Genomic DNA, 13,697 nt, shown 5'->3' on the forward strand with positions numbered 1-13,697 from the left:
AATTTGGTACAGAAATCCTTATAATCCAGCCGATTTTTTACTCTGAACCAATTGAAAGTGAACTAATGTCAGACTTATCTCATTACAGAAACATTGGTATTTTCGCCCACGTAGACGCGGGTAAAACTACCACAACAGAACGTATTTTGAAGCTAACTGGTAAGATCCATAAAACCGGTGAGGTTCACGATGGTGAATCTACTACCGACTTCATGGAACAAGAAGCCGAGCGTGGTATTACTATCCAGTCTGCAGCAGTAAGCTGTTTCTGGAAGGATCACCGTTTCAACGTTATCGATACTCCTGGACACGTTGACTTCACAGTTGAAGTTTACCGTTCACTTAAAGTACTCGACGGCGGTATCGGTGTATTCTGTGGTTCTGGTGGTGTTGAGCCACAATCAGAAACTAACTGGCGTTATGCTAACGAATCAGAAGTTGCACGTATCATTTTCGTTAACAAACTAGACCGTATGGGCGCTGATTTCTTCCGCGTTAAAGAGCAAGTACGTAAAGTACTTGGTGCGGTTCCACTGGTTATGACGTTACCTATCGGTATCGAAGATGACTTCGTTGGTGTTGTAGACGTTCTTGAGAAGAAAGCATACGTTTGGGATGATACTGGTCTTCCAGAAAACTACGAAATTAAAGACGTTCCAGAAGACATGGTAGACCTTTTAGAAGAGTACCATGAGCAACTAATCGAAACTGCGGTAGAGCAAGACGATGACCTAATGGAAGCGTACATGGAAGGTGAAACACCTTCTGTAGAAGATATCAAGCGTTGTATCCGTAAAGGTACTCGTGACCTTGCTTTCTTCCCAACATACTGTGGTTCAGCATTCAAAAACAAAGGTGTTCAATTAGTACTTGACGCTGTTGTTGACTACCTACCATCTCCAACAGAAGTTGACCCTCAGCCTCTAATGGACGAAGAAGGTAATGAAAACGGTAAGCACGCGATTGTTTCTCCAGAAGAAACATTCAAAGCGTTAGCATTCAAAATTATGGATGACCGTTTCGGTGCACTAACATTCGTACGTATTTACTCTGGTAAACTGAACAAGGGTGACACCATCCTTAACTCGTTTACAGGTAAAACTGAACGTGTTGGCCGCATGGTTGAAATGCAAGCTGACGAACGTATTGAATTATCTAGCGCTCAAGCGGGTGACATCATCGCTATCGTTGGTATGAAGAACGTTCAAACTGGTCACACGTTGTGCGACCCGAAAGATCCAGTAACTCTTGAGCCAATGGTTTTCCCAACTCCAGTAATCTCGATTGCTGTTCAGCCTAAAGATAAAGGCGGAAACGAGAAGATGGGTATTGCTATCGGTAAGATGATTGCAGAAGATCCGTCTTTCCAAGTTGAAACTGATGAAGATTCAGGCGAAACCATCCTTAAAGGTATGGGTGAGCTTCACTTAGACATCAAAGTAGACATTCTTAAGCGTACTTACGGCGTTGACCTTATTGTTGGTCAGCCACAGGTTGCTTACCGTGAAACTATCACGCAAGCCGTTGAAGATAGCTACACGCACAAGAAACAGTCTGGTGGTTCTGGTCAGTTTGGTAAAATTGACTACCGCATTAAGCCTGGTGAGCAAGGTTCTGGCTTTACGTTCAACTCAACAGTTGTTGGTGGTAACGTACCTAAAGAATTCTGGCCTGCAGTAGAGAAAGGCTTCAAGTCAATGATGGGTGAAGGTGTTCTTGCCGGCTTCCCAGTACTAGACGTTGAAGTTGAACTTTACGACGGTGGATTCCACGCAGTAGATTCATCTGCTATCGCATTTGAAATTGCAGCGAAAGGCGCATTCCGTCAGTCTATTCCAAAAGCAGGTGCACAACTTCTTGAGCCAATCATGAAAGTTGACGTATTTACTCCGGAAGACCACGTTGGTGACGTAATCGGTGACCTTAACCGTCGTCGTGGTATGCTAAGTGACCAAGAAGCTGGTTTAACTGGCGTTCGCATTAAAGCAGACGTACCGTTATCAGAAATGTTTGGTTACATCGGTTCACTACGTACAATGACTTCAGGTCGTGGTCAGTTCTCTATGGAATTCAGCCACTACGCGCCATGTCCAGGTAACGTATCTGACAAAGTTATCGAAGAAGCGAAAGCACGTAAAGCCGCTAAGTAATTAGCGCTTTACCCCCACCGATTATCGGTGGCTTCAATAACATCAAAAGCCAGTCTTTATGACTGGCTTTTTTGTGCCTGAATTTTAGTGCGTGTTAATCTTCGCTGTACGAATTTTGGACTCTGCTTAAGAACTTTGCTGGCGAAGGGATTTTTTCACGGTATCAAAGTGCTGTTTCATCATTGATGTTAAAAGTGATTTATCAAGGTTGTCACTTTCAGCACTGTATACGCTTTCATTAAAAAGTGCTGTCATAGAGTGAAGCGACGCTTTTGTATCATGTGTTAAGTAGCTGTCTACTTGCTTAAGGTATTGCTGAGGAGATAAGTGATGCCGATTAACGCCTGTGCGCTTTTCAACTAGGGCGAGAGCATTTCTATAAATTCGTTGGTGTTTAGGTAGGTTGGATTGACGTTTTACTGGAAAAAAGTACACCAACAAAATGACTCCTACAATACTCAAACTACTAAGGAAAACGGCAGTCATCTTTTTCGTGGTAATCTGGCCCAACAAGTCTTCCAGTAAATCTTTTTGCTTATTGGCATCAAAGCCTAAAATCCATTTGCTCCACTGGTAATCCATTTGTCTCATCCAGTTTTGCAGGGTCATAAAGAGTGCACCTTCACTGAGGTCGCCCAATAAACCGCTTGTTCTTTTCTCGCCAAAATCTGCTAGCGCTTGCTCTAACCCAAAGCTTAAGCGAGACGGCGCAACCATACTTGTGGGGTCGAAACGTTGCCATTTGTCATCAATAAGTGCCTCAACCCAAGCGTGAGCATCGTATTGTCTTACTTGCAGTACCTTGTCATCGAGTTGCTCGCCACCTTGATAACCGGTAACCATGCGAGCGGGAATGCCTGCAGCGCGAAGTGCAAAGGTCATGGCACTGGCATAGTGAGCGCAAAAGCCCGCTTTTTCTTCAAACAAGAATGTGTCTATGGCGTCAACGGGCATGGCGTTTGGTTCAAGGGTGTAAGTAAACCCTTGCTCTCTGAAATAGCTCATTACGGTATTTGCTAATTCTGCAGGTGATGTATGTTGCTGTTTTAATGCCAATGCCCACGCTCGAGTTTCCTCGTTCGTTGTTGCAGGTAGTAGGCTGTTTAATTGACGCTCGAAATCTCCAGCCGCATTCTCAACCGTGGCACTCGGAACATAGGTAAAATAAAACGATTTTTTACTCATCAAGGGGGTTGATGAGCGCAGCGTGTAGTCAAACTGCGCGTTCACAAAAATCGTGTTTTTTATATTGTTTGGCTCAGACAGCGCTAATGAAAATAACCAATTTTGCTTAGTTGGTTCAACAATCATTTCATATGCGGTGGTGCTGGCGGGGGAAGAGGCTAAAAGCTGGGTTAAAGGTGGTGTTTTTTGCAATAAAGACAGCTGACGCTCTGCCTGCTTGCGTCTGTCGCTTATCGACCATGTTTTGCCATTAAAGTCTTCCATAACTAGCGCTCGCCAATAGCGCTGTTGAGGTAATGGGATATCATCATTCGACTGAAACGTGGCTGTAAAAGCAAGGTCTGATGATTTAGCTAAAGACGCAATGTCGCCTGGCGTGACGGTATTAGAAAGACCTGTTTGCTGAGATTTAGACGTGGGCATTTGCCAAAGGGGAGGTAATTGTGGCATCACCAAAAAGAGTAGTGCAGCGATGGGGATGGCTTGAACGACCAAAGTAGCGACAAACTTTGCACTACTGCTAAAGGGCGTAACTGGGCCATGATAGTAGGCGAGGGCAAGCAGTAAAAATATAAGCACACCAAGATAGCCCACCCATGCAACCATGCTAAGCGCAGAAATAAATCCGCAGCCAATGAGGAAAAGGCTGGTACAAAAAAGTAGGTGAAAATCTCGCTTACTGTCTAGCAATATGAGTTTGAGTGCAAAGGCCACTGCCAGCAAATTTATCATGCTGTTGAGTAACCCGATTGAGAAGCCAAACCAGGTTAGGGCAAAAATCGATAGCACCGCCAAAAGGTTAATGGTTCTAGAGTGGGGCAGCTGACTGCTCCTCAAAAATACAAGCACTCGCACAACAAGGGCGCATATGCCCAACACTATTACCCACGCCATGAGTTCATCGGTGAGCGTAAAAAGCAATACGCCATAGGCAATGGCGAGCATCAGATACGAGGTGGACTTGTGAGATGACATGAGGCTATGAGATGACAGAGGTCTGCTAGTTGAATGCGACGGATTGAAGAATGCGCCCTGGCGTTTAAGAAAAGCTATCATAACCTTGCAGCCTTACTCGTGTTGCTAGTCTTTTTATCATGGTTAGCCTCTTGGGCATTATTGCCAGTTCTGTTGATATAAGCATTGTTTTCAAAGGGAGAGCGTGTATTGCGCAAACAAGCTAGCGCTGTTAAGCATTGGTGGGTGTGTGTCTCACCGCTTGAAGGTTCAATATCGATAGACTGATATTTCAACCCGAAATGGTTGCCTTGTTGACTTTGTTCCAATACTTGAAAGGTAAGCAGACTTATGGCGGTTTCTGTTTCCACGTTTGCATCAACAGACAGCAACTGCTTAAGCTGCACTGGATCTGCAAATTCTTTTACTACCCAGTCGCCACTTTTTGCAACTTGTTTCCATACCACTCGATTTAGAGGTTGGCCTTCTTTGTAGTCGGTTAAACTGTGAAAGTCTGAGCTACTTTGAGAAGACGTTGCTGCATTGTTTGTGTTTTGCTCTGAGTCATCGTTAGAAGCGGTAACCTTGATTACGTCACCTTTAAGGGGCTTAGCATACACCACAACCTCGGCGCTAAAATCGAGGTGAGTCCAGCATTTATATAGGCCAAGTGGAAAGTCGCAGGCCAGAGTGAGTCTTGGCAGCTTATACACGCCACGGGTTCTGTGTGTAATAGGAATGGGAAGTCGCTGTGTTGTATTGTGAGCATCGCCGTTCTCTGTCGCACCAAGAATGAATGGATATTGGGTTTTGTGACCAAACCAGCTGGCCACAATATTTCCTCTGCACTGTTTGTTTTGTGTATCTTTGCTCAGATTGGCTTTGCCACCCGACATATCCTGTTGAACAATCGCTAGATAAAAAGTGCCTGACTGATGGCAATGAAATGGCGCTAACGGCGTCGATTTTACCGCTAATCGCGCAAAATTTTGATGTGTATAGAATAATGTAAGCAGCATGACACTCAAGAGTATATAGCTAAGAAGAACCATTAAATTGTTTTGGTAATTCGTACCGAGTAAAAATAAACACAAAGACATTATAATAAATGCCCACCCAAAGCCGGTAGGCAGTACAAAAATATTATTCATGGTTAAACGGTGCTGAGAAGCGGGCGGGATACGCTTGTCTAACCATCGTGTGGCTAGGGACAACCAACGGTGGGAAAAACGCTGTTTTACAGCTCGTTTGAATATCGATATCACGTCGACAATGCTCTATTAGGCAGCAAGAGGATCAACACTTTCGAGTAACTGCTTACTCAATAAAAGTGATGTAGCATTGTCACCAAAGGTTGCACTCTCATTGTGTTGCGATGATGAAAGACGATGAGCTGTTATCGCTGTAAATACAGCCTGCACATCCTCTGGCGTGGCAAAGGCTTTGTTTGAAATAAACGCCCATGCCTTAGCACCTTGTAGTAATGCGCGGCTGGCTCGCGGTGAGAGCGGGTTAGGATAGGCCCCATTGTTGCGACTTTCATTTACCAACATAAGAATATAATGAATAAGCGCATCACTTGCGTGTATGTTATTCACTTCCTGCTGCATGGCTTTTAACCGTGTTTCATCAATGAATTGCTCAAGCGGAATTGATGAGTTTGTCTGTTTCAGCATTGCCTTTTCTGCATCCCATTGAGGGTAGCCAAGGGATATACGCATAAAAAATCTATCGAGCTGCGATTCTGGCAGTGGATAGGTGCCCGACTGTGAACTGGGGTTCTGTGTAGCAATAACAAAAAACGGCGATGGCAGCGAGTGAGTCGTCCCATCAATACTCACCTGACGTTCTTCCATTGCCTCTAGCAGCGCACTTTGCGTTTTAGGGCTGGCTCTATTCAGTTCATCGGCAAGAACAACTTGACTAAAAATGGGGCCGTGACGAAACGAAAACTGTTTATCGGTGTTAGTTTCACCGCTGTGAAAAATGTTAACCCCGAGCATATCTGAAGGCAGTAGATCGGAGGTAAATTGAATACGCGAGTACTGCAAACCAAACACCTGAGAAAGCGCATGTGATAGCGTTGTTTTCCCCATGCCTGGCAAATCTTCTATCAGCAAATGTCCGTTTGAAAGTAAGCAGGTCAGCGCCAGTTTCAGTTGGTGCTCCTTGCCGAGAATCTTCTCTCCTAAAGCATGTAAACTCTTTTCAATTTCTGAACGCATAACGTGTCACTATTAGTTGGTTATTGTGGATAAAAAGCGCCTGTGCGTTAAAAACGCGGAGACAGTAATAGATTGTTACGGCTTTCCATTTATTTAGGCGCATTGAAAAATTTCTTTCATGAGCATAGTAGCAATGTCGTGTATTTGCTTTCTGCTGTGCTTTAATACCAAGGTATATTCTCTGATTACCCAAATGCTTATCAATTAGCGCAAATCAAGTGTCATTTTGTGCTGCGTAGTCAATCTGGGTTGTCTATAATGGTGCATCTAAAAAAGGAAGTAGTTATGAAAAGCATTGATATAGATGATGATTTATATGCCTTCATCGCCAGTCAAACAAAGCATATTGGTGAAAGTGCATCTCAAATTTTAAGACGGTTACTGTTGCCAGAAGATGGCGAGGTACTACATGCCGAAAAAAGCGCTTCTGACGCTCCTGATTTAACCGTTGTGTCTACAAGTGATAAGCCTGCAGGGGGCGCCTCTACCACTAGCCCAGCTTCTAAAAAAGACGACTCGCAGCAGACCAACGCTAATCAATCAGAAGAAAAAATGTCTCCAGTAGCTGCACAGCATAGCGCAGTAAAAAGCAATAGCACAGCACAAGGCAATAGTGCAGCAAAACGCAATAGCGCACCAAAAGCGAAGCCTCCGGTAACAGCCGCAGCTAAGCCTGCTGTTTCAAAAGCACCAGCTTCCAAAGCGACGGCTGCAAATAAGCAAGCGAGTTCCACTAGTCAGACTCAACGTGCTGCTGGGGCGAATGCGGATGCTTTATCTCACGATAAAAACGATATTTTAGACTTAGTGTCTACAAGTGCATTATCGACATTCACCAAACGGGTGGATCAGTTTTTGTTCGTTTTAAGTGCAGCGCACAAACTTAATGCAGACAGCTTCGAGCGTGTTGAATCAATTAAAGGCAAAAACCGAACGTATTTTGCAACAAGTAAAGAGGCATTGCTTGAAAACGGAAGCAGCACCAACCCTAAGGCTATACCGGATAGCGCTTATTGGGTAGTGACTAACAACAATACTGCAAAGAAAGTCAGTATGTTGGAACAGGTTTTGCGTCAACTGGGTTATACCCCAGAAGTTATTGCTAGCGTTGTTGCGCGTTTTTCTTCTGAAGGCAAATAATCGACTCTATTTCATAAAGGACTAATTCATGGCACTACATCCTCAAGCTGGACAACCTGCGGCGAAAGAGCAGCTCATAAACGTTGCGGAACTTGTTAGTCAGTATTACAGCTACAAACCCGATATTCGTGATGAGGGGCACGCTGTGTCGTTTGGTACGTCGGGCCACAGAGGTACAGCCTCTAACTGCACGTTCACAGACACTCATATAAGTGCAATTTGCCAAGCGTTGGTAGAGTACAGGCAGCAAGAGGGGATAGCAGGGCCTTTGTACATAGGGAAGGATACCCATGCGCTATCGGAACCCGCCATGGTTACCGCAATAGAGGTACTGTGTGCGAATGGGGTAGACGTTGTCATTCAGCGCAGCGATAACGAAAGCTTAGGCTACACGCCAACACCGGTTATTTCACGAACCATCATTCGTTACAACAGAGAGAATGTGGAGCAAAAAGCAGACGGTATTGTTATTACTCCTTCTCATAATCCACCATCAGACGGTGGGTTTAAGTACAACCCTCCTCACGGCGGGCCGGCAGATAGCGATGTCACTAAGCAAATTCAAGACAGAGCGAATACCTTTATTGCTGACGGTAATAAAGACGTCAAAAGAATTGATATTCTTCAGGCTCGCGAGCGCAAGCTCGTGCGTGAAGCAGATTTTATGGAACCCTACATCGACGACCTAGCCAAGGTTATTGATATGGAGGCGATAGCAAAAGCTAATTTAACACTGGGCACCGATCCACTTGGCGGCGCTGGGGTAGGCTATTGGTCGCGTATCAGTGAGAAATACGGCATTACGATTAAGGTAGTCAATGACAAGGTAGACCCTCAGTTTGGGTTTATGCGCAGAGACAAAGACGGCAAGCTGCGAATGGATTGTTCGTCGGCCTATGCAATGGCGGGGCTTATAGAGCTTAAAGACAACTTTGACCTTGCATGGGGCAATGATCCAGATTTCGACAGACACGGCATTGTGTGCAAGAGCGTTGGGTTGATGAATCCTAACCACTACCTAGCGGTCGCCATCAACTATCTATACACTTATCGCACCGAGTGGCCAAATACGCTTAAGATTGGTAAAACGCTGGTCTCAAGCAGCATGATAGACCGCGTAGCCAAAAGTCTTAAAAAGCCTCTTGCGGAAATGCCCGTTGGTTTTAAATGGTTTGTAGACGGACTGGCAAATAGCGAAATAGGCTTTGCGGGTGAAGAGAGCGCTGGTGGTATTTTCCTAGAAAGAAATGGCGATACATGGGCTACCGACAAAGACGGCTTTATCCTGTGTCTACTTGCCGCAGAAATTTTAGCGGTAACCGGCAAAGATCCAGGGGAACACTATATTGCACTGACTGAGAAGTTTGCTTCTCCTGTTTATAACCGCGTGGACGTGGCCGCTACGCTAGAACAAAAACAGAAGCTCTCAGCAATGGATGCTTCTGTAGTGACTAGCGACACGTTGGCCGGTGAGCCTATCACGGCCATACAAACCCATGCGCCCGGTAATAATGCGGCGATAGGTGGCGTAAAGGTATCGACTGAGAATGGATGGTTTGCAGCGCGCCCCTCAGGTACAGAGCAAATTTATAAAATTTATGCTGAAAGCTTTAAAGGTGAAACTCACTTACAAGATTTAATTCAAGAGGCAGAAGCGTTAGTAGGTAAAATTATCGGCTAAAGCCTAAAAAACAAACAGCCTGTCGCTCGGTTTGTAATAATAGTGTTAAAAAACGCATGAATGCATACGAATTCATGCGTTTTTTCGTTATTTTAACAAAACAATAACAACATAATCGTTTAAGTGTTGTTATATTAATGCAATATTGTTGACGTATGTTGTAATTAAATTACGTTTTAGAGGGTGCATCCGCACCGTTTAACCTAAGAGCGAGACGCTACATGAACGCAAAAGCGGCAAAAACGCCAACCTCTCCAAAGATCGATAAGGCCGAATTCAAGGCTGCTGTTATCAATCATCTTCATTGTTCGTTGGGTACCGACGAAAACAAAGCAAATAGCCATGCCTGGTGGAAAGCCACGTGTGCAGCTATGCAGCAACAAGTTCTAGAAGGGCTGCGCAAGACGCAAAAGACCCACTATCTAAACGATACTCGTGCAGTGCACTATTTCTCGGCGGAATTCCTTATGGGTCGCCTATTATCAAATAACCTTCAAAATTTTGGTTTATTTGAAGTGGCTAGTGAAGCGCTGAAAGAGCTTGGTGTAGAAATTTCAGATGTGCTTGAGGAAGAGCCCGACATGGCCCTAGGTAATGGTGGTTTAGGCCGTCTTGCCGCGTGTTTCATCGACTCTTTAGCCACTATGGAAATGCCTGCAATTGGTTATGGTATTCATTACGAGCACGGCCTTTTCCGTCAGGAAATAAAAAGCGGTGCGCAAATTGAACGTCCAGACAGCTGGCGCGATTACGGCAACCCTTGGGAAATTTGTCGCCCAGAATCTACGCAGGAAATATCACTTTACGGTTACGTAGAAACGAAATACGGCGAAAACGGACGCGTAGTGAAAGAGTGGCACCCTGGTTCGATTGTTAAAGGTGTGCCGTGGGATATCCCTGTAGTTGGATACGAAGGTAAAACCGTAAACGTACTTCGTTTGTGGCAGTCTGAAGCATCAGGTTATTTTAACTGGGATGTATTTAACGCTGGTGGCTATGTGGATGCTCAACGTGAAAACGTACAGGCTGAAACTATATCTAAAGTACTGTATCCAAACGATGAGACTGAAGCGGGTAAAGAACTTCGCCTTATTCAGCAGTACTTCTTCTCATCGTGCTCGTTAAAAGACATTATCCGTCGATATAAGCGTGCTCATGGTGATGATTGGAGCCGTTTTGCAGACCAAGTGGTTATTCAGCTAAACGACACCCACCCGGCTATTTCTATTCCTGAATTGATGCGTATTCTTGTTGACCGCGCAGAGCTTAATTGGGATGACGCATGGGCTATCTGTACGAAAGTATTTGCCTACACAAATCACACCTTATTACCTGAAGCGCTAGAAAAGTGGCCTGCACGAATGATTGAAAAAATCCTTCCTCGTCACTTAGAAATCATATATGAAATCAACCACCGCTTTATGGCTGAAGTTGATAAGCAGTGGCCCGGCGACAATGCGATGAAAGAAAAGCTTTCTATTATCGAAGAAGGCAGCGAGAAAATGGTAAGAATGGGTAACCTATCAGTTATCGGTTCATTCGCTGTGAACGGCGTGGCTGAAATGCATTCTCGTCTTGTTAAAACCACATTGTTCCCAGAATTTGATGAGCTTTACCCTGGCAAGCTGACGAACGTAACCAACGGAATTACTCCACGCCGTTGGCTTAAAGCGTGTAACCCTGGGCTGTCTAAGCTTATCGATAAGAAAATTGGTGAAGATTGGCCAAAAGATCTCGATAAGTTACAGGGCTTAACAAAGTTTGCTAAAAACAAGACTTTCCAAAAGCAATTCATGAAAGTGAAATTGGAAAATAAAGAGTTATTAGCAGAAGAAATTCGTAAATCTTTGGATATTGAAGTTGATGTTAACGCCATTTTCGATGTGCAAATTAAACGTCTACACGAATATAAGCGTCAGCATCTTGCCCTTATTTATATTATGGCGCTTTATCGCAGAATGCTTGAAAACCCAGATTACGATATGCATCCGCGCGTGTTTATTTTTGGTGCTAAAGCAGCACCGGGTTATAAGCTTGCGAAAGATATTATCTTTGCCATCAATAAGGTTGCAGATAAAATCAATAACGATCCTCGTGTAAACGACAAGCTTAAAATTGCGTTTTTACCAAACTACCGAGTGTCGCTAGCTGAGAAAATGATCCCTGCAGCAGATGTCTCTGAGCAAATAAGTACTGCCGGTAAAGAAGCGTCTGGTACAGGTAACATGAAGCTAGCACTCAACGGCGCGGTAACCATTGGTACGCTGGATGGCGCGAACGTTGAAATTGCTGAAGAAGTGGGTGATGACAACATCTTTATCTTTGGTCTTACAGTAGAAGAAGTAAACGAGCGTAAAGCTGCGGGTTACAACCCATACGATTACTACTATAAAGATGCAGAGATTAAAGCAGTGCTTGACTGGTTGGAAACAGATTACTTCACGCCAGGCAAACCCGGAGCCCTTGTTTCCATCAAGCAAAGCTTGCTTGATCATGGCGACCCGTACATGGTGCTAGCAGATTTCAGAGCATACTCTGATGCGCAAATTAAAGTTGATGCCGCATACAGAGACAAAGAGCGCTGGGCTGAAATGGCTATTATCAATACGGCGAAAATGGGTAAATTCACCTCAGATCGCTCGATAAAAGACTATGTTGAGCGCGTATGGAAACTTTCACCGTGTAAGATCGAAAGCTAATCGCAATCTAACTCGCAAAAAAGCCCGAAAATGGTATCGTTTTCGGGCTTTTTTTATTGGAATTTGTTATTGCAGTAATTCCACTATAATTAAGCAAAGCGGGCATCGTTTAAACACTTAGCTGTTCGGTTTAACGGTAATGAAAGCGCAAGCAGTGCGTGAATGCTATGCATTTATATAACTGGGTATGCTTTTTTATACGCCTGCGTTATTGCTACATTGGGTTCTGAGTGTTTCTATAGACCTAGTAGTTGTTTTAATACCTCGTAGCTATAGAGCGCAAGGAAACACATGAGTCGACCCCACACTTCACTGGCCACCATTCCCAACCGATTTGCATTTATCGATAGTGTATCTAAAGTTGCGTCCCAGTGTTCAGAGCTTTCCCTCATGTTGGTTGATGTAGTGAGATTCTCTGATGTCACCACAAGTTTAGGAATAAACGTAGGCGATGAGTTCCTCCTAGAGATTGCCAATAGAATACAAACGCTTTTTGGTAACGAGGTGGCGCTTGGCCGCATCAGTGGCGATGTGTTTGGTGTTGTATTTCCCAGTGTAAGTAATGAGGCAACGCTTCGCAGTTCCTTTGATCATTTGGTAGAGCACTTCAAAGTGCCCATGTACCATGAAGACAATGCCTTTATGGCAGACTTTAATGTAGGCGTAGTGTGTAGCAACGAAACTCACTGGGTAAGTAACGTCACTGATAAGCCTAGTTTTGATATTACCGCCTTCGTTTCCCGCGCTGAGGCCGCATTAAAGCAAGCCAAAGAAAATAAATATGAAAATTACTTCTCCCTTGCTCTAAAAGATAAAACCGATACAGGCAGAAGTTTAGCGTTAAAGGCCGACCTTAAGCGGGCGCTGGCGCAAAATGAGTTAGAGCTTTACTACCAACCTAAAGTGAATTTAGATAATTTGAGTGTCGTTGGCGCCGAATGTTTGCTGAGATGGAACCATCCTCTTGATGGCATACTGTTCCCCGGCCCGCTTATTGAAGCGGCTGAGTCTTACAACATGATGAACGAGTTAGGCTACTGGACACTAGAGCAAGCATTTAGAACCCTTGCCGAGTTCGATGCTCGGCGTCTTTCACTATCACTATCGGTAAATATTTCACCCACTCAGCTTTACGATAATCAGCTTATTCCTACGCTGCATATGCTTAGTCAGTCGTACTCAATTCCCATGACGCGTCTTGAATTAGAGCTGACAGAGGATATTGCTCTGTCAAATTCACTGATGGTGAAAAAGCAGTTAGACGAGCTAAGAAGCCTTGGTATCTCAATATCGGTGGATGATTTTGGTAAAGGCTACTCCAACCTTGCATACATACGCGACCTGCATCTTGATGCGCTTAAAATAGATAAGGCGTTTGTGATGGAGTTAGAAAGTGGCGATATAAACAGAGCCATTATCGAAGCGGTTAAGATTATTGGTGTGGCAAAGGGCTGTAGCGTAGTGGCAGAGGGCGTTGAAACTGTTGAGCAGCTGCATATCTTAAGAGAAATCGGCATTAGTGAAGGGCAGGGGTATTTGTTCTCTAAAGCAGTGCCTTTTGAAGACTTTGTATCATTGGCGCAACAAGAAATTATTATAGGCAGTTCCCCAACCCGCAAACAGGCGTAGCATCTAGACAAGCACTTATATAAGCTCTTATATC

The 13,697-nt window shown here is 44.3% G+C and carries 8 protein-coding genes; 5 read left to right on the plus strand and 3 right to left on the minus strand.

The features are described 5' to 3' along the window. The first annotated feature begins 65 nt into the window (after nt 1-65). Nucleotides 66-2,150 (plus strand): elongation factor G, encoded by a 2,085-nt coding sequence (gene fusA / locus AC27HD_RS12400; protein ID WP_032095015.1) that lies wholly within the window; start codon nt 66-68, stop codon nt 2,148-2,150. 126 nt (nt 2,151-2,276) lie between these two features. Here the strand turns inward: fusA and AC27HD_RS12405 are convergent, their stop codons facing one another. Genes AC27HD_RS12405 through AC27HD_RS12415 form a run of 3 tightly spaced genes read right to left on the minus strand, consistent with a single transcriptional unit; the run spans nt 2,277 to nt 6,514 of the window. Beyond that, nucleotides 2,277-4,391, minus strand: coding sequence for a transglutaminase TgpA family protein (locus tag AC27HD_RS12405; RefSeq protein ID WP_487106201.1), 2,115 nt, complete (start codon nt 4,389-4,391; stop codon nt 2,277-2,279). Continuing rightward, a complete protein-coding gene (locus AC27HD_RS12410; RefSeq protein WP_487106203.1) occupies nt 4,388-5,554 on the minus strand; it encodes a DUF58 domain-containing protein in 1,167 nt (388 codons plus the stop codon). Before AC27HD_RS12410 ends, AC27HD_RS12405 begins: the two co-directional genes overlap by 4 nt. 15 nt (nt 5,555-5,569) lie before the next feature. Continuing rightward, nucleotides 5,570-6,514 (minus strand): AAA family ATPase, encoded by a 945-nt coding sequence (locus AC27HD_RS12415; protein WP_487106205.1) that lies wholly within the window; start codon nt 6,512-6,514, stop codon nt 5,570-5,572. A gap of 285 nt (nt 6,515-6,799) precedes the next feature. On the opposite strand from AC27HD_RS12415, the gene AC27HD_RS12420 reads away from it, so the two are divergent. The 4 genes from AC27HD_RS12420 to AC27HD_RS12435 all read left to right on the plus strand — a co-directional run bounded on the left by AC27HD_RS12420 (nt 6,800) and on the right by AC27HD_RS12435 (nt 13,663). Next, nucleotides 6,800-7,654: a SeqA protein gene (locus AC27HD_RS12420; protein WP_487106207.1), complete on the plus strand. Its 855-nt coding sequence runs from the start codon at nt 6,800-6,802 to the stop codon at nt 7,652-7,654. Between the two features lie 28 nt (nt 7,655-7,682). Then, nucleotides 7,683-9,335 carry a phosphoglucomutase (alpha-D-glucose-1,6-bisphosphate-dependent) gene (pgm, locus tag AC27HD_RS12425; protein ID WP_487106208.1) on the plus strand — a complete coding sequence of 551 codons (1,653 nt, stop codon included), beginning with the start codon at nt 7,683-7,685 and terminating at the stop codon, nt 9,333-9,335. Nucleotides 9,336-9,556: 221 nt separating this feature from the next. After that, nucleotides 9,557-12,034: a glycogen/starch/alpha-glucan phosphorylase gene (locus AC27HD_RS12430; RefSeq protein ID WP_487106210.1), complete on the plus strand. Its 2,478-nt coding sequence runs from the start codon at nt 9,557-9,559 to the stop codon at nt 12,032-12,034. Nucleotides 12,035-12,325: 291 nt separating this feature from the next. Next, nucleotides 12,326-13,663 (plus strand): putative bifunctional diguanylate cyclase/phosphodiesterase, encoded by a 1,338-nt coding sequence (locus AC27HD_RS12435; protein WP_032095020.1) that lies wholly within the window; start codon nt 12,326-12,328, stop codon nt 13,661-13,663. Nucleotides 13,664-13,697 lie beyond the last annotated feature (34 nt).

This window comes from Alteromonas sp. 4NS20-0143, assembly GCF_057542855.1.